The sequence below is a fragment of the Hymenobacter tibetensis genome, from assembly GCF_022827545.1.
GTDB lineage: Bacteria > Bacteroidota > Bacteroidia > Cytophagales > Hymenobacteraceae > Hymenobacter > Hymenobacter tibetensis.
The window spans coordinates 1,737,957-1,756,474 of record NZ_CP094669.1 but is presented as its reverse complement, the minus strand read 5'-3'; the positions used below and the strand labels follow the sequence as shown (position 1 = coordinate 1,756,474).

At 53.9% G+C, this 18,518-nt stretch carries 14 protein-coding genes; 8 read left to right on the top strand and 6 right to left on the bottom strand.

The genetic code is table 11. The features are described from left to right. Positions 1-214 precede the first annotated feature (214 nt). The 7 genes from MTX78_RS07080 to MTX78_RS07050 all read left to right on the top strand — a co-directional run bounded on the left by MTX78_RS07080 (position 215) and on the right by MTX78_RS07050 (position 8,563). Positions 215-1,177: an alpha/beta fold hydrolase gene (locus MTX78_RS07080; RefSeq protein WP_243801189.1), complete on the top strand. Its 963-nt coding sequence runs from the start codon at positions 215-217 to the stop codon at positions 1,175-1,177. A 110-nt stretch (positions 1,178-1,287) separates the two neighbouring features. Further along, positions 1,288-1,884 (top strand): DUF7010 family protein, encoded by a 597-nt coding sequence (locus MTX78_RS07075; protein WP_243801188.1) that lies wholly within the window; start codon positions 1,288-1,290, stop codon positions 1,882-1,884. 23 nt (positions 1,885-1,907) lie between these two features. Further along, positions 1,908-2,999 (top strand): sensor histidine kinase, encoded by a 1,092-nt coding sequence (locus tag MTX78_RS07070; protein ID WP_243801186.1) that lies wholly within the window; start codon positions 1,908-1,910, stop codon positions 2,997-2,999. 94 nt (positions 3,000-3,093) lie between these two features. Continuing rightward, positions 3,094-3,840, top strand: a complete 747-nt coding sequence (locus MTX78_RS07065; protein ID WP_243801185.1) for a LytR/AlgR family response regulator transcription factor — start codon at positions 3,094-3,096, stop codon at positions 3,838-3,840. An 806-nt stretch (positions 3,841-4,646) separates the two neighbouring features. Further along, a complete protein-coding gene (locus MTX78_RS07060; protein ID WP_243801183.1) occupies positions 4,647-7,376 on the top strand; it encodes a S8 family peptidase in 2,730 nt (909 codons plus the stop codon). 453 nt (positions 7,377-7,829) lie between these two features. Continuing rightward, positions 7,830-8,096 carry an acyl carrier protein gene (locus MTX78_RS07055; protein WP_243801182.1) on the top strand — a complete coding sequence of 89 codons (267 nt, stop codon included), beginning with the start codon at positions 7,830-7,832 and terminating at the stop codon, positions 8,094-8,096. 218 nt (positions 8,097-8,314) lie between these two features. After that, positions 8,315-8,563: a hypothetical protein gene (locus MTX78_RS07050; protein WP_243801180.1), complete on the top strand. Its 249-nt coding sequence runs from the start codon at positions 8,315-8,317 to the stop codon at positions 8,561-8,563. Positions 8,564-8,700: 137 nt separating this feature from the next. Here MTX78_RS07050 and MTX78_RS07045 read toward each other — a convergent pair whose 3' ends face one another. From MTX78_RS07045 to MTX78_RS07020, 6 genes are all read right to left on the bottom strand, one after another. Further along, positions 8,701-9,399 (bottom strand): carbonic anhydrase, encoded by a 699-nt coding sequence (locus MTX78_RS07045; RefSeq protein WP_243801179.1) that lies wholly within the window; start codon positions 9,397-9,399, stop codon positions 8,701-8,703. A 49-nt stretch (positions 9,400-9,448) separates the two neighbouring features. Beyond that, positions 9,449-10,135 (bottom strand): TIGR02117 family protein, encoded by a 687-nt coding sequence (locus tag MTX78_RS07040; RefSeq protein WP_243801178.1) that lies wholly within the window; start codon positions 10,133-10,135, stop codon positions 9,449-9,451. Positions 10,136-10,282: 147 nt separating this feature from the next. Next, a complete protein-coding gene (locus tag MTX78_RS07035) occupies positions 10,283-11,242 on the bottom strand; it encodes an AAA family ATPase (RefSeq protein WP_243801173.1) in 960 nt (319 codons plus the stop codon). Positions 11,243-11,321: 79 nt separating this feature from the next. Next, on the bottom strand, positions 11,322-13,328 hold the full coding sequence (locus MTX78_RS07030; RefSeq protein WP_243801172.1) for a TonB-dependent receptor: 2,007 nt from the start codon (positions 13,326-13,328) through the stop codon (positions 11,322-11,324). A 191-nt stretch (positions 13,329-13,519) separates the two neighbouring features. Further along, positions 13,520-14,467 (bottom strand): DMT family transporter, encoded by a 948-nt coding sequence (locus MTX78_RS07025; RefSeq protein WP_243801170.1) that lies wholly within the window; start codon positions 14,465-14,467, stop codon positions 13,520-13,522. 81 nt (positions 14,468-14,548) lie between these two features. Then, entirely contained in the window at positions 14,549-16,843 is a 2,295-nt protein-coding gene (locus MTX78_RS07020; protein WP_243801168.1) for an aconitate hydratase, read from the bottom strand. Positions 16,844-17,120: 277 nt separating this feature from the next. Between MTX78_RS07020 and MTX78_RS07015 the strand changes: the two genes are divergently transcribed. Next, a complete protein-coding gene (locus MTX78_RS07015) occupies positions 17,121-18,476 on the top strand; it encodes a TlpA family protein disulfide reductase (RefSeq protein ID WP_243801165.1) in 1,356 nt (451 codons plus the stop codon). Positions 18,477-18,518 lie beyond the last annotated feature (42 nt).

The window sequence follows — 18,518 nt, the reverse complement described above, 5'->3', positions numbered from 1 at the left end:
GCTCCTACACGAGCGCCCTTTTTTGATGTGGCTTCAGCAGTTTGTGCTTGGTTGGTGGCTGATAGCAGTGAATCAGAGGGATCAGCCCGTATCCTTTCAACCCGCGTTTCTTGCAGTTCAGAAGGTGAATTTACCGTTCGCTGAAATCCTGTTTCAGCCGGGTTCAACACACCTTAGGTTTGGGTCATCAATCAACTAACCCTTTCCACTGACCATGAACTTCCCTGCTACCCTCCGTCCTGTTTCGTTTTGCGCATCATTGCTTTTGGCCGGGGCGTCCTTGCTCGCCGCTCCAACCGTAGCCGCTGGCGCAAGCTTCTCTCCTTCCGCTTCGGTCACCACTGCTGACAGCCCCGCAGCCCACCCTAACTTCACGGTGCGAGTAGTGGGCAAAGGCCAGCCGATGCTCCTAATCCCGGGCCTGACTTGCCCCGGAGCGGTGTGGGACGAAACGGTGGCGCGCTACCAGAAGCAGTACCAGTGTCACGTGGTATCGTTGGCGGGGTTTGGTGGCACGGCGGCTCCCGCTAGCCCTAACCAGCTCTTGCTGAACGTGCGCGACCAGTTGCTGACGTACATCAAAACCCAAAAGCTCAACAAACCTGTTATTGTAGGACATAGTCTGGGCGGCTTTATGGGGCTGTGGTTGAGCGCAACTGCTCCCGAGGCAATTGGGCCGTTGGTTGTGGTAGATTCTCTGCCGTTTTTGGCGGCCGTACAAAACCCAACCCTTACGGCAGAGGCTGCCAAACCCATGGCTGAAGGCATGCGCCAGCAGATGGCCAAAGGCGGAATGACAGCTGCCGCCCAGCGCCAAATGGTGGCGGGCATGGTCACGGATACAACCCGGCAAGCGCAGCTAGCCCGTTGGGGTACGGCCTCCGCCCCCGCCATCGTGGCCCAAGCCATGTACGACCTTTACACCACTGACCTGCGCGCCGACATTGCCCGCATTCAGCAGCCTACGCTAGTGCTCGGTGCCTGGGCCGCCTACCAGCAGTACGGCAGCACCAAGGAAAGCACGCGCGCCGTTTTCGCGCAGCAGTACGCCAAGCTTCCGCAGCATCGCATCGAAATGTCGGAGGCCGGCAAGCACTTTCTGATGTACGACGACACGAATTGGTTTTTCGCCCAGACCGATGCCTTTCTGAAGCAGAACACTATTGCCAAGAAGTAGGCAACTACCGGCGTTTCGGGTGCTTTTCCAGCCTTTAAAGCCCCCGAAACGTGAGAACCTACGATATTGGCCGGACACTTCTTTAAAGCATCACGCTCTGCAACACCTTTATGTTACTTGAAAAAGAATTCACGGCGCTACAACTCGAGCTGTCAGTGAAAGCAAAGAACGGGCTCGACTTTATTGCCGCGGCAAGCATCGTCTGGACGGCAATAGCCTTCATCTGGACCCTACCCAACTCTCCCACCAAGAACGGGTTTATCACATTTTTTGTGGGCGCTGCTACCTTGCCTCTGGCGTGGCTTTTTTCCAAGCTGTTTCGCACCACCTGGGCTATTGCGCACAACCCGCTTCAGCCCTTGGGATTGTGGTTGAACTTCGCGCAGCTCTTCTATTTTCCCTTCCTTATGTTCATATACAGCAAGTACCCAGCGTATTTTGTCATGACGTACGGCATCATTACGGGGGCTCACTTCTTTCCGTATGCCTGGTTTTATCGTGCCAAGCCATACGCCCTCATGGCGGGCGTCATTTCAGTGGGTTGCCTGGTTGTTGGTTTGCACACAGCAGAAGCGAATCTATATTTGATTCCGGCGTTTGTGGCTTGTTCGCTGGGTGTGTTAGGCGGGCTGCTATTCATTTCCTACCGCCAAAACCAAAAGGCCTACCTGTCGGTGGCAGTACCACCCGAATACACTTCGGCATAGCCCTACGTCCTTAGCTCAGCGCCATGTTTTCCTACGCTTCCGTTCCCGCTCCTAGCCGTCTGTATTGGCGCTGGCAACTTATTGGCTGGAGTTTGTACTCGGTATTCAGTGCCATAGTCTTTGCAGCCTTCGGACGATTCACGTCTGAAACCGCTCTCATTCTGCTGGTTATTGTGAGCACGCTGGCCGTTTTGTCGCATGGGTTGCGCTACCATATTCTGGCCAACAATTGGCAGCAGCTGGCTCCATTGCCTTTGCTGGGCCGGTTGCTGGTTGTGAATGCGCTGCTATCGGTTCTCAGCCAAGCCATTATTTGGGTGATGCTGATTTCAGTGGTGCGGCCATCCAATGATGGGCAGCCGCACGGCTGGGCGCAATTCATTGGCTACGCTTTCAACGTGAACTTTGTGCTTTGGCTCTGGGTCGGGTTTTACTTCGGGTGGTATTACCTGCGCAGCTACAAGCAAGCCGAGGTAGATAAATGGAAGCTGGCGGCCGCCGTGCGAGAAGCGGAAATGCATACTCTGAAGGCGCAAATCAATCCGCATTTCATGTTCAACGGCCTCAACAACATTCGGGCCCTGGTGATGGAAAACCCCGCTCGCGCCCGCACCATGATTACCCACCTCTCTGACTTGTTGCGCTACTCCATCCAACTCAACAGTACCGAACGGGTGCCGCTCAGCCGGGAGTTGGAAATAGTGGAACATTACTTGGAGCTGGAAGCCATGCAGCTAGAGGAGCGCCTTACCTATTGCCTCGACATAGACCCGGCTGCCTTGTCGGCCCTGATTCCGCCGATGACGCTCCAACTGCTGGTAGAAAATGCCATCAAGCATGGTATTGCGCCTCGCCCCGAAGGCGGCTTTGTGCATGTCAGGGCGCAGCCCGGCACTGCTGCTACTGGCAATCACCTGCACATAGTAGTGCGGAACACCGGCCGCTACCAGCCGCGCCCCAACCACGACGGCGTAGGGTTGCGCAACGCCCGTGAACGGCTCACGCTGCTGTTTGGCAACACCGCCACCCTCGATATTCAGGACGCGCCCTCCGAATCCGGCACAGTGGTGGCGCAGCTCCAACTTCCCATACTCGTGGCCGCTGCAACGCCCTGAATGGTCGAGGCTGCCTCCCACCTAAACCCGTAGAAGCACCGCGGCGCCGCTACCCGCTGCGAGACGCCAAGTACGCACTGATAATCAATTCCCTATGAACGTTCTGTTGGTTGACGACTCCCGACTGGCGCGCAACGAGCTACGGCACTTACTACAAGCTTTCCCCGACGTTCAGATAGTGGGCGAAGCCAAGCACGCCGCCGAGGCCCGCACTCAGGTCCGGGAGTTGCGGCCAGACCTGCTCCTCCTTGATATTCACATGCCCGGCGAAACCGGCTTTGAATTGCTGGCTTCCTTGGATGTGGCCCCGCACGTGGTGTTTACTACCGCCTATGATGAGTTTGCCTTGCGGGCATTTGAAGTAAATGCCCTCGATTATCTGCTCAAGCCCATTGAAGCCCACCGGCTGGCCGCTGCCCTAACCAGAGCACGCGCTAAGCTGCAACCTGCTGCCCCATCCGCAAGCCCCCCTTCGTCCCCACCCGAGGAAGTGGCGTCCACCCCTCTCACCGAACACGACCAGGTATTTGTGAAAGATGGCGACGAATGCTGGTTTGTGCGCCTATCCGATATCCGCCTTTTCGAGATTAATGGCAGCTACACACAGATTTACTTCAACCAGCATCGTCCTCTGATACCGCGGACCTTGCAGCACCTAGAGCAGCGCCTCGACCCACGAGTATTTTTCCGGGTGAACCGCCAGCAAATCATCAACCTGAAATGGGTGGAGAATATTCAACCTTGGTTTAGCAACTCACTGAAAATACAGCTTCGCGGAGGCCCCGAAGTGGAAGTTTCGCGCCAGCAGTCCGTGCGATTCAGAGAATTGCTGAGCTTATAAAGCTGCTGACACCAGTTTAAAGCAGTACCCTTCCCTGCTTGCAAAGCTATAGTTGTTTGCGCTGCCCAACCAACAAATCTTAAACCGGGAACAGACATTACCCGTGCCCCATTGCCCTAGCGGCAATGGGGCACGGGTGTTTTGTATCTGATGGCGTCCACCCCCATAAGCCACGCCACAAGTTGACTTGAGATACGAAGCGCCCGGCACTTAACGGGATTGAAGCTCAACTCAGGTTAGCACTTGCGCCCCACGAGTCTGGCCACTTGATACAGCTTGCTCAAAGCTCGGCTATACGTCCCATATCAACACTTCCTTCGACTAGATAAAGCCTCCCATACTTTTGGTTTACAAAATAACTTTTCAGTGAAAGTATTCCACAAACTAAAACACGACCAATAGTTCGACATATCAACAAAGTGCAGTACATCAGTTAATATCTTTATGGTTTATGTATAAAATAAACAAAGCCAGAAGACATAGCACTATATAAAGTAATCTTGAATTTTACCTTATTTTATACTGATTTAGCCGTATAAACCCAGTATGTTTACATAACACTATTTGCACTCTTATCAACTTAGTGCAAATAGTGACACTGCTCTCTTCAACGATTCGGTCAAGTATTATCTGCTTCCACTCGTACTATGAACAAACTAATACCTCTTTCTAAATTATCATTATTCTTACTTTTTGGTTGGATTCCTTTTACTGGATTCGCCCAGCGGCTTAGTGGCGAACACTCAACAGGAGTTGAACAGCTTACAGTTGATGCTGCAACGCAACCGACTACTATACCCGGCACGTTGGTTTTCAAGTTGAAGCCGGAGTTTCGTCCGCAAAACGTCTCTCATGTGGCCGTACCAGCGCTGGATGCGTTGCTTCACCGTTTGGGGGCCACCCAGGTACAGCAAAAATTCCCGCATACCCTGCTGCCAAACCATGAAAAGCCAGGCACCGTCGACCTGACCTTGGTGTACCAGGTGTGGTTTGAGAAAGACGCTTTGGTGGAAAAAGCGCAGGCGGCGTTGCTACGTACTGGCATGCTGGAATACGCAGAGCCACTCTATTACCGTGCCCCCCTGTATCAACCTAACGATCCGCTGGCTGATTCTACGGCGGCAGCCGGACAATACCACCTAAAAGCGATTCGCGCCTACCAAGCTTGGGATGTAACCCAAGGTGACACTACCGTGCTCATCGGCGTCACCGATACTGGTTTCCGCCTTTCCCACCAGGACCTAGCGGGTCAGTGGCAACGCAACTACCAAGATCCACCCGACGGCATCGACAACGACAACGACGGCTACATCGATAATTACCGTGGCTGGGACTTCGCCGACAACGACAACAACCCAGCTGCCAACGGCATGGTGCAGCCACTGCATGGCGTGCACACCAGCGGGGCGGCGGCCGGTCGCGCCGACAATGGGGTTGGTATTGCTGGCGTAGGGTTCAAGTGCCGGTTTTTACCGTTGAAAATTTATCCGGGCACCGCTACCGGCCGCTTTGCGGGCTACGAGGCCATTGTGTACGCCGCTGACCACGGCTGCAAAGTAATCAACATGTCGTGGGGTGGAGCAGGTGGCCGCTCGCAGTACGAGCAGGACGCCATATCGTACGCCGCCCTCACCCGAGACGTAGTGCTAGTAGCAGCGGCCGGCAACACCAATGCAGAGCTAGACTTCTACCCCGCCAGCTACGACCATGTGTTATCAGTGGGCTGGTGCGGCGCTACCGATATACGGTCGACCAACGCCACGTACAGCCGTCGTATTGACTTGATTGCACCCGGTGAAAGTGTATATACCACCTGGGGCGACACCGATTCTGATTACGTTCGGGCCGGTGGCTCCTCCTTTGCAGCACCGTTGGTAGCAGGCGCCGCCGCTCTGGTACGGGCTCGTTTCCCACAATTCTCTGCCGAACAAGTTATTGCGCAGTTGCGCGCTACCACCGATAACGTGTATCAGCTGCCAGGCAATGCCGCCTATGTGGGCAAGCTGGGCACTGGCCGATTGAACGTATTTCGGGCTGTGCAAGCCAACAACCAGTACGCCGTTCGCCTCACCCAGCGCACCCTCAGCCCCAACAAACCGATTTATCAGCTAGGAGACACCATCCGGCTGACCGTTCGGATGCAGAATTTGCTCCAGCCTATAGCCAACCTAACGGTTACTGTTACGTCGCTTTCGCCTTACGTAACAGTGCAACAAGGCACGTTCAACATAACCGCCATGGGCACAATGGCCCAGGTTTCGAACGCAAACGCTCCTTTCCGGCTCCAAGTAGCAGCAGCAGCTCCTATCAACACCTCTGTGACGCTGCGCTACCGCCTCACCAACCCGGCCAGCGGCTATCAGGAAGACCAGTACACCACAATACGCATCAACCCAGAGTACGTGGTATTGAATGCAGGAAACCTGGCCCTCACCCTCACTCACCGCGGCAGCCTCGGCACCGATGGGTTAGGCTCGGATAAAGGCGAAGGCATACGCTATCAAGGCGGCACGTCTCTGATTTATGAAGGTGGTCTGATGCTAGGCACAGGCACTACAACGCGCGTTTCCAGCCGCCTCCGCAACGACCGCAACGGCGTTGATGCCGACTTCTTCAGTGAAGCGCAAACTACCATGCGGCGCCAAACCCTATTGGCCGATCAGGAAGTTACTGGCTTACTGCGGGATTCGTTACCCACTGCCACGCGCAACCGCACCGTGGGAGCCCGTGTACGGCAGCGGGGCTACTCGTGGGCGCAAGGCCCGCACCGCGACTACGTGACGCTGGAGTACGACATCAAAAACGTGACAGCTGACACGCTGAAGCCGCTCTATGCTGGCATATTCGCCGACTGGGACGTGAGCGACTACAACCGCAATGCTGTAGTATGGGATTCCGTCCGCCATTTGAGCTACGTGTACAATGTCAACACGCCATCGGCCGGTTATGTAGGGATTCAGTGGCTGAGAGGTGGCACACCAAGTAGCTACGCAATTGATGTAAATGCGCCATCTACTAGTTCGGTGGCTCTATCCAACGGTTTCAGCCGCGCTGAGAAGCTACGTACGTTAAGCAACGGCACTCGTCAGCGTACCGCTGGCCTTACTAGCACTAACGGTACTGACGTGGCGCAGGTAGTTGGTGCTAACCTGCCGTACCTCGCCCCTGCTGACTCGGTTACAGTAACCTTCGCCGTAGTGGCGGCCCCTACTCTAACGCAGCTGCGGGCTGCCGCAGATGCCGCTATAGCCCGTTACACACAAGCCCAGCTGCTGCCCGTGCGGTCAGCAACTATAGCGCCTACCTGGCAGCTCTATCCGAACCCTACATCAGGACAGGTTCGGGTGGAGATTCCAACCAGCTTCGGCGGACGTCAGATTGAAGTACTGAACTCTTTAGGCCAAATGGTCAAGCAGCAAGCCTTGGCGGGTGCCACTGCTGTTCTAGAGCTGCAAGGTCTACCGGCTGGGCTCTACGTAGTACGCATTCATGGCACCACCGGCGACGTAAGCCGCCGCGTACTACTTACGCGCTAGCGCCTGTAGCATAGTAAAGCGCCCTGGTAGCATACACTGTGTATGCTACCAGGGCGCTTTGCTATGCTACAGGCGCTAACTGGCACTGCATAGATGAAATTCGGGAGTTCATCGGTGATAAATCCGAATTGGACGAATATGCTCCAAAGAGCTGCAAGAAAACTGCAACTCCTACGTCTCTATGCACAGAGCACAGGTCCGCTGTCATCTTAATCGGAAGCCTAGTACTCGACTCTGTAACAGCCGTGAAACCCTGATTCCTCCAATACTTTTTTCAGTCACTTGTCATTCGGCTTTGCTTTTGTTTGATGATGCACAAAGCAAAGCGCCACCACAGAACCTTCCTAATGAAATACCTCAGGCTACTATCCAGCGGCTTCACAGCTTAGTGGCAACTCCCTTCCTGGCTTACTGTTCTTCCGCACGCTTACGCTCTTACCACACCTACCCGTTATGTCCTCCGAAACTCTACTGCAAGTGCAACGCTTGCTTTCCCATTACACCCCTTCTACGAACAACGTTTCCGTCCTGCGCTTCAACGAAGATTTGGGCATGGACTCCCTAGACTTCGTAGAGCTAGTGCTCAGCTTGGAAAACCATTACCACATTCACATTCCAGACCAAGAGTTGACCGCAGTACAGACTGTGCAGGATTTCGTGGCTTGTGTGGACCGCCACGTTGCTAGCAGCAGGCCCTGGATACGCTCGCTTTTCCTATAGCAAACCTGCTGCGCGACAAACTAATAAAAGCTAAGTTTTTTATACTAATAAAATTAGCAATTCGCTGAATACTGCTTTACGCTTACCTATGCGAACAGCAATATATTACGCAGAACATATAGTTATTAATATTTGATTAAAGGCATTTTAAGCCGTTTTTAATACTAAATAATACGGGCTAATTTTTTTAGAACCGGTTAATATCCGTATCTTTGGATATGTCGAAAGTAAAGCTTCCCGTTCCGCCGCCTGTACAGCAATATGCGCGCTGTGTAGATGACAGCCGCCGACCCTCCGACCACATTGGTGACTGGCCTAAAGCCGGCCAAGTGTATCCTATCCAGGTGCGCCGCAACGCGCGCACCGGATTGCCGCAAATCCATGTATTGGGTTTCTATGCTGAGCAGCCCTACGGAGCCTTCGCCCGCCACCGCTTTGAAACGGTAGCGCAGGTGTGGCTCAACTAGTAGCTGCCACCCATTTCCTCGCCATCCTCTTTCCCGGCTGCTTCCGTCTTACTAGACAGAAGCAGCCGGGTTTCTTTTTACCTGTTTAAGAGGAACGATTCATTCTGTTGAAAGCTAGTTGGCCTTCTTAAAGCTGCTTATTCAGCAATGGCCTTACTCCCTATTTCCTGAGCTGGCGTTTCCTTGGTGTTGAACATGGATTTGTCGCCGAGATTATATATCTGCTGAATGCCATGCAGGATATCCTCGAAAGACAGTTTTAAGTCCTTCAAGAGCCCTGTCTTCAAATCAAACACCCAACCGTGCACGGTAGGATAACCGTCCTGTAGGTAACGCTGCTGCACGACGGCCGTTTTAATGACGTTTACGCACTGTTCCTGCACATTCAATTCCACCAGCCGGTCGTAGCGCGCGGTGGTATCTTCAATGGCGTCCAGTTCCTTGTAGTGCAGCCGATATACGTCACGGATGTTGCGCAGCCATGGGTTCATAATGCCTAAGTCCTGGGCCTGCATGGCCGCCTTCACGCCACCGCAGCCGTAGTGCCCACAAACCACAATGTGCTTGACGCCCAGATGTTGCACAGCATACTCAATGACTGACATGGCATTGAGGTCAATGTTGTTGACCAAGTTGGCAATGTTGCGGTGCACAAACACTTCACCGGGTGCCACGCCCATCAGCTCTTCGGCTGTCACGCGCGAATCGCTGCAGCCGATATACAGGTAGTCGGGGCGCTGGTCACCGGCCAAGCGAGCTAGAAACTCGGGGCCTGTAGCGTTGTGCGTTTCAATCCACTTTCGGTTGTTCTCGAATATCTCTTCGTACGTCGTCATGGGAATTAGCGGTTAAGTGAAAAGGAATTGATCAGCCGGCAAGATAAAGCTATCTGTAATGCCAGAAGATACCACCGTCGGCCGGAGTCCAAAGGCTGGCCTTTTGGCCACTGATTTTCAACGCTTCGTTGGCCCAGGTGTTGCAAGTATAGAAAAGATTGTAGACTCGGTGGGCTTCGTAGAAAGAATCGTAGCGGCCGTAACTGTGGCCACTGATGTGCTGAACCTGGCCTTGTGCATTCAGTTTAAAGCTCTTCTGAATAAAGCCAACCAGGCGGCTGTATTCCACTGCGCTTAGGTAGATTTTCACGCAATGTGGCCCTTCTACTGGCTGGTGATGAAACGTAGTGTGCATGGCAGCACTGCCCAGCCAAAACATAGCCCGGAAAGCGGTGCTAGGCTTGAGTTCGGCCCAAGTGGGTGTTTCAAGGTAGAAGCCTTTGTCGCCCCATCCGAAGCCAATGTACCGCCGCGTAGTGTCAGCAGCCGGGGTATCGGCGTAGTTGATGGTGGCGCTCCAATCTATTTGGCTGGTTCGCACTGGCACTACAATATCCGTATGCACGCCATTCGACAATACATATGCTTCGATGTCGCCGGGTTCGGGCGTACTGCGCGTACCTACTGGTATCACGGATAGCACCACTGCCCCTACCCCATACACTGCCACTATTCCCAACAGCCCTATGCCCGTGTACTTCGCAACTTTTACTATTTTCTTGATGAATCCGGCCATGGATAAAGGCTTGGTATTGGTATGTAGGGAAGACAGGCTTTATCCCGACAGTACGAAAAAGTCACCCGGCCGACCTAAATACCCCTATTCAGCGCAAACTACCGAGGATGATTTAGTTATTAGGCGACACCCGACAGCGGCACTTGTTTAGTTGTAGTTATGAGCAAGCAGTGTTTCAATCAACTGAACCGCTTGCTTGAAACGTTGGGGCCAAGTTCCGCTGATTTCTACCGCCTTGATGCCGTAGTGTAGTAGGGTTTGACGGTGCGAAACATCTAAGCGAAGCCGGTCGGCATTAGGAAGCCGGCCGCCGTCTTGCACGTAGGGCACATCAGCTGTTAAGTACAGATACAAGTCGGCACGGTTGAGGGCGTATACTTCGGGCGGCACTGCCAGGTCCTGCCCGAACATCAGCTTGGCATACGATTGAGTGATATGAATGTCTGTATCGATTATAACAAGCGCGCTAGGGCCAATTTGAGCCCGCTCGATGCGGCACGCGTGCTCTTCTGCCACGCGGTGCAAATCCGTCAAGCTGAAATTAGTAGAATCGGTAATCAGGTCGCGGCCGGCTTCCTCTACCAACGACGCCCGAAAATGCGCAGCCAATTGGGTAGCCAGCGTGGTTTTGCCGGTGGATTCGGTACCGAGCAGCACCACTTTGCGCACATAGTAAGGCTTAACCGAGTCGGGTAGAAAGTGCCAATAAGCCGCCGGATTCTGCCGAATAATCGACGCTGCTATGGGTACTGCTCCCCGCGCCACATCGAACGGCAAATGCCGAATACCCATGCGCGCCGCTACCAGTTCGCCATATGGCTCCGACGTCACGACAAGCGAACATTCTGGTACTACTTCTAGAAACCTGTCAGCCCACACATTTGACACCGCTACAGACGTTTCCGAAGTGTTGGGCAATTCGCTTTCCAGGTATTCCAGCAGCTGCACATGCACGGCTTCGCTGCCTGCGTACGTCTCTTGCAGCCACGCTTGCCGCACGGGGCCAGGCAATTGCTCTTGGTCGCTGCTGCACACCAGCACGGTCAGGTGGTCGCAGTGTAGGCGCGCAAAGTTGATAAGCTCGGCGTGGCCCTTGTGAAAGGGCATGAACTTTCCGAATACGAAAGCTTTGATAACGCTCATAAAGGCATATTGTCATTCCTCCCGGTGGTCGGAGTGCCAAAAACTAGAAGCTGTACTGCGCGTTCAGGTAGAAGTTCACGGGCGCCTGCACGAAGTATTTGCGGGTGCCATCGGCTTCCACGTAGCCGTTATTGAAGTACTTGGCATTGGTGAGATTGTTAGCGAACAAAGACACCTGGTACCCATTACGGGCGTACTGAAGGCGCGCGTTCAGCAATACATAGTCGTCGACGGTAGCGGAATTGGCGAAGTCGATATAGGAGCGGCTCTGGTAGCGACCAAGCAGCGCAGCAGTCCAACGGCCAGCTTGGTAAACGGCTTCCTGGTTGACGATGAGCGGCGGCGTGAGCACCGGCTCGAACGCCTCGCGCTGCTCCCGAATACGGCTGTAGCTGAAAGCCGAGTTATTGATCAACGCGAACCGATTGGTAAGCTGGTAGCGTACGGAAGCTTCCAGCCCGGTTCGCAGGCTGCTTTCTACCTTGTTGGTTAGCGCTAAGCCATTCGGCCCGAACTGCCCATTCAGCACAATTTCGTTGCGAAAATCCATGTAGTAAGCGTTCAGATTCAGCTGCCACTTGTCGGTTGCGTGCCGCATGCCTAGCTCCTGGTCTACCACTGATTCTGGTGTTGAGCTGGTTACCAAGGCTAGCCCAGTGCTGTCCGCCACCAAGTCGTCGTTGCCCCCGAACAGGTCGTTGCGGGTTGGTTCGCGGCTGGTGCGGCCGAGACTGTAGTAAAGCGTAGTACGGTCAGATGCCGCGAAGCTCACTCCTACTTTCGGGTTGAAAAACTGCCAGTCGATGGCCGGCAGGGGCACGCCACCTTCATAGCGAAACGAGGTAGTTCGGAACTGCGCATCGGCAAACAGCGTGAACCGCTGTAGCTGCGCTTCCAGCTTGCTGAAGACACTCAGTTCCTGCTTGCGGCCCGTATTGCGGTAGAGTTGGCCCAACGCCCGCTCCGTTCCTGTGTGCTGCCGCTGGTAGGTATTGGCGTGCAGGCCACTGGTCCAGGTCAGGTGCCGGGTGCGGCGGGTATACGTACTGAAGGCCCCTCCCCATCCCGACTGAAACGCGTACTTGTACAGTTCAGCAGTGCTCGGCAGGTCAAGGAAGTTATTGAGGTCGAAATCGTAGTTGCCACGGAGCGCCGAGTAATACACGCTGGTGCTGAGCAGCGACGTAGCACTGAGTTGCCAGTCGTTTTGTAGCTGCACTAGGCCCTGTGTGAAACGGTCGTTTTCGGCAGAGCTGTTGGCGTTAGCCCGGCGGTTCCGCTGCAACACCGAATCGGCCACTCCGAGCCAGGCTAGTTGGTTTTGCTGGTGCCCGGCCAGTAAGTTGAGCTTCCAACTCGTTTTATCCCGAAACAAGCCGCTGCTCACAAACACCGAGCGCGAGGTATTGGCCGACCGGTCCTTGTACCCATCCGAATGCAGCTCCGACGCCCGCACGTACAGCGCCTTTTGGTTGCGCAGCCCGCTGGCATACTCCCCAAAAATCCGGTAGCTGTTGTACGACCCATACCCCGCCCCAAGGGTGGTATGCGCCGAATCTCGCAACGTGGGTGAAAATAGTTGAATGCTCCCTCCGTAACTGGCCGTACCGTTCTGCGTGGTCCCGACGCCCCGCTGAATCTGGATGGCACTTACAGAATTGAGAATATCGGGGAAATTAGAGAAATAGGCTCCTTGGTCTTCGGGCTCGTTCAGCGGCACCCCATTTAATGTGGTGTTGACGCGGGTTTGGTCGATACCACGCAAGCGAAAATACGCGTAACCCTGCGTGCTGCCCGCATCAGAGTAAGCAGTAATGGCCGGCGTCTCGGAAAGCAGGAAAGAAGGCTCCTGCCCGACACTCTTCCGAGCCAGCGCCCGGCCATCAAGGTCAAGGAAGGTTACCGGCGTCAGTCTATCGGCTTGATAGACTACTGGCACTTCGGGCAGGGCGCGCGTGGTATCGGGAGTTGCGATACCAGGTTGCGTCTGTGCGTGTCCGACAACGGCATGCAGTAGAAATCCTCCTACTACCAATGTTCCTAGTTTCATTGTTTTGATAGCTACTGCCGCGCTTCACGACGCCACGAAGGTAATAGCCTCGTAGCTGTGCTACCCCTTGTCATCTGCTATCCAAACAGTAAAGTTTTAGCGAAGCTCGACTAGCCGCAAAGCATTATCTAGAGTTTCCTCCCTCTATACACAGCGTGTAAACAAATTGCGAAACTACTGTAGCTAATATATTAAGCAGCAGTAACCTCTTCTACTATTGCGGCAGGCTTTCTTTTCCAGCCAATTAAAATCACACCTGCTATAACTAATGCGGTTCCAATTATTTGCTCAATAACTATTTTCTCGCCTAAAATAAAATACGCTTGTATAATAGTCGAAACCGGCCCGATACCACTTATGATGGCCACGTTATTTGAGCCGACACTTTTTAAGCCGTATGACAACATAAAGGATGGAATAACGGTGGCAACCACCGCCAACAGCAATCCATACAACCACAGTCCGTGTTCAGCCTGGAATTTGGTGGTATCACCGGCTATTGCAAAATGCACGAATATTCCGGCCGTAGCGGCGAGCATGGCATAAGCCGTGAATTTGGTGGAGCCAATATGCGGAATTACTCTTCCACTGCCTACTATATACATGGCATAGGTAGTGGCGCACAAAAACACCATAAAGCTTCCGAAATAGAAATTAGGGTTGCTGGAATCAATAGCAAGCTCCCCGAAGTAAGCAAGCGCAATACCTGCATAGGTTAACAGCAACGCCACCCGCTGAACGCCTGCTATTTTCTGCTTGAAAAAATAAGCGTTGATAAAGACGGCAAACGTTGGGTACAGAAATAATATCAATCGTTCGAGGCCCGCCGAAATATATTGTAGTCCTATAAAATCAAATAAGCTGCTTAGATAATAACCAAGCATTCCTAGCGCTAACACAAACGCCCATTCTTTTCCTTTCAATTTCACGTTACTACTCCGGCTGCTTACGGCAAAGGCAGCAACTACATAAAACGGCAGCGCAAACAGCATCCGTAAAGTCAGCAATGTCAGAGCATCTGTATGCGTGCCAGCAAATGCTAGCTTCACAATAATTGCTTTCGTGGAAAATAAAATTGCTCCCACCAAAGTGACCACAAAGCCAGCAACAGGAATGGAGTGTTTGGTACTACTGCTCATACTTTATTTACATTAACCACTGGCCTATAAAAACAAAAAGCTGCCCTACATAGGGCAGCTTTTTGTTTTTGGCAGATACTACTACTTCTGCGACAACTGAGCTTCACCCGATTCCTTCAAACGAATCAGGTTCAGAGCTGAGCCGGCCTTAAACCACTCGATCTGACCTTCGTTGTAGGTATGGTTAAGGGTGATGAGGTCGGTATCACCGTCGGGGTGGTGCAACCGAGCTTGCAGCGGCTGACCAGGCTGGAAGTTGGTCAACCCAAGGATGTCGATTACATCATTCTCCTCAATCAGGTCGTAGTCGGCCTTGTTGGCGAAGGTAAGGGCCAACATCCCCTGCTTTTTCAGGTTGGTTTCGTGAATCCGCGCGAAGCTCTTCACGATGATGGCGCGTACACCCAAATGGCGGGGTTCCATGGCGGCATGCTCCCGGCTGGAGCCTTCTCCGTAGTTCTCGTCGCCTACTACCACAGAGCCAATGCCTTGGGCTTTGTAGTTACGCGCTACGGCCGGCACCGGCGAGTAAGGCATGCCCGAGGTCAACGCATCTTTCACCGAGTTTGCTTCGCCGTTGAAGGCGTTGGTGGCCCCGATGAGCATGTTATTGGAGATGTTGTCGAGGTGGCCACGGTATTTCAACCACGGGCCAGCCATCGAAATGTGGTCAGTGGTGCACTTACCTTGCGCTTTGATGAGCAGACGCAAGCCCATTAGGTCGGTATTTTCCCATGGCTTGAAGGGGTCGAGCAACTCCAAACGGTCGGAACCGGGGTCCACGATAACTTGTACGGCAGAGCTATCAACGGCGGGAGCCTGGTAACCGGCATCTTCCACAGCGTAACCTTGTGGCGGCATCTCGAGGCCGTGCGGCGCGTCGAGCTTCACTTGCTGACCGTCTTTGGTGGTCAGGGTGTCCACGAGCGGGTTGAAGGTCAAGTCACCGGCAATGGCGAAAGCCGTTACGATTTCGGGCGAGGCCACGAAAGCGTGGGTGTTTGGGTTACCATCGTTACGCTTGGCGAAGTTGCGGTTAAAGCTCGTGATGATGGAGTTTTTGCGCTTCGGGTCGTCGGTGTGGCGGGCCCACTGCCCGATGCACGGACCGCAAGCGTTGGCGAGTACGACTCCACCCATCTGGGCGAACGTATCCAGCAAACCGTCGCGTTCCACGGTGTAGCGCACCAGCTCCGAGCCGGGCGTTACGGTGAATTCGGCATTCACAGTTAGGCCCTTGCTTACTGCCTGGCTGGCAATAGAAGCCGCACGGGTGATATCCTCGTACGACGAGTTCGTGCAAGAACCAATCAAGCCTACTTCCAGCTTCTCAGGCCAGCCATGCTCCCGCACTGCGGCAGCAAACTGCGAAATTGGCCATGCAGCATCCGGCGTGAACGGGCCGTTTACGTGTGGCTCCAACTCGGAGAGGTTGATTTCAATGAGTTCGTCGTAGTACTCGGAAGGGTTAGCAAACACTTCGTCGTCGGCCCGTAGGTGCTCGGCTACGCCAGAAGCCAGATCGGCAATTTCAGCCCGGCTGGTGCCGCGCAAGTAATTGGCCATGCTTTCATCGTAGGCAAACACCGACGTGGTAGCGCCAATTTCAGCACCCATGTTGCAAATGGTAGCCTTACCAGTGCACGACATGTTTTCGGCACCTTCGCCGAAGTACTCTACGATAGCGCCCGTACCGCCCTTCACGGTCAGGATACCGGCTACTTTCAGGATTACGTCTTTGGGAGCTGTCCAGCCCGAAAGCTTACCAGTGAGCTTTACCCCGATAACTTTGGGGAACTTCAATTCCCAAGCCATGCCAGCCATTACGTCGACGGCGTCGGCACCGCCTACCCCAATGGCAATCATGCCCAAACCACCCGCGTTGGGCGTGTGGGAGTCGGTACCGATCATCATACCACCTGGGAAAGCGTAGTTTTCAAGTACCACTTGGTGAATGATACCAGCACCGGGCTTCCAGAAGCCGATGCCATATTTATTGGAGACCGAAGCCAGAAAATCGTATACTTCTTTGTTTTCGGAGTTGGCAATAGCCAAATCCTCGTCGGCTCCTACTTTCGCCTGAATCAGGTGGTCGCAGTGCACGGTGCTCGGTACAGCTACTTTGGCTTTACCAGCCTGCATGAATTGAAGCAAAGCCATTTGGGCCGTAGCATCCTGCATGGCCACACGGTCGGGGGCGAAATCGACGTAGGAAACACCGCGCTTAAACGCCTGAGAAACAGAGCCGCCGTACAGGTGAGCGTACAGGATTTTTTCGGTCAGGGTAAGCGGACGGCCAACGGCAGTACGAGCAGCCTCGATGCGTGAGCCCATGCCGGCGTACACCGCCTTTATCATTTCTAAGTCAAACGCCATAATGCGAAAAGGAAAAATGTGGAGGGAACGGACCTACTTGTAAGAGCAGGTACGCAAATATAGGCGCCTGGTAGGGCGCGTCCCAAAATTTCTGGTGTGCGCTTTCCCACGAAATTTGCGCCTCTTACTTTGTTGAGCGCAATGGTTGATACGTGCTCGTCCAACAAAGGTAGACGGCCGCTAACCCGATGCTTCGTGCTACCTTGGCATTCTTGCTTATCAAACCAATTTCCGCGCTTTGTAGTTTAGCGCCGAACGTATTGTCTCTTCTAGCACGATGTATCTTCCTTCGCTTTTCCAAAAAGTGCTTCTCGGCGCCAGCTTCACGCTGCTTATGGCGGCCTGCTCCTCCGACTCTTCTAGTACCACCCAAGACGGCAGTAGCGTACCCGAAGCCGATGCCAGCGGCCTGCCAGCAGGCTTAAAGCCTGGCACGTGGCGCGGCGTACTTTCCGCCCAAGGCCAGGAAATCCCGTTTCTGTTTGACGTAAGCACCGCCGACAACGGCCAAAAACCCACCATCACGCTACGCAACGGTGAGGAGCGCCTAAAGCTCGACGAAATTACCACCGCCGGCGACTCTACCACTATTCGCTTAGGCGTGTTTGATGCCGCACTGGTAGTTCGGGCTGATGGCGCTGACAAGGTGAAAGGCTCCTGGGTGAAGTATGATGGCAAAGAGCCTTATCGGGTACCGTTTACCGCCGGCCGAGCAACCTCTGCCACCACCCTCTTTGCTGGAGACACGCAGAAGCCCGCCGTGTATGGCGACTTGGTCAAAGGGGCGACATTCAGCGTAGAATTTCGCGACGATGAAGGCAAAACATACCCCGCTGTCGGTATTATTAAGCAAGACGAAAAGAACAGTGCACTTCTCACCGGCACGTTCTTAACTACCACCGGAGACTACCGCTACTTGGCTGGCAACTTAGTGACTAAAGATGGCGCTGAACACATGATGCTCTCCACCTTCGACGGTAGTCATGGATTTCTCTTTGATGGCAAACTAGCAAAGCCAGGAAATATAAACGCCATTAGTGGCGACTTCTACAGTGGTAAGAGCGGCCACGAAACCTGGACGGCCACGCTCGACGCCAATGCTAAACTGCCCGATGCTAATGCTCTCACCGGCATGAAGGCTGGTCAAAAACGTCTCGACTTCAAGTTTCCGAGCATTTATGAAGGTGCCAGCATCTCCCCCACCGACCCCAAGTACAAGGGCAAAGTAGTAGTGCTGCAAATTCTGGGCTCGTGGTGCCCCAACTGCATGGATGAGACCAACTTCCTCGCGCCCTGGTACGAGAAGAACAAGCAGCGCGGCGTCGAAATCATTGGGCTGGGCTACGAGCGCACACCCGACCAAGCTCTAGCCTCGCAGAAGCTGCTTAAGATGAAACAGCGCCTCAACGTGGGGTACGACTTGGCCGTGGCCGGCGTGGCCAATAAGGATTCGGCTAGTTCTTCTCTACCACAGTTGGCCAAGGTGCTGGCTTTTCCCACCACCATCTTCCTGGATAAGAAAGGCGAAGTGCGGAAGATTCACACCGGCTTCTCGGGTCCCGGCACCGGCAAGTACTACCAGCAGGAAGTCGACGAGTTCGAGAAAACCGTTGCTGGATTGCTAGCGGAGTAAACCTATTTTCCTGCTTGCCTTCTGATAGACAGAACTACAAAG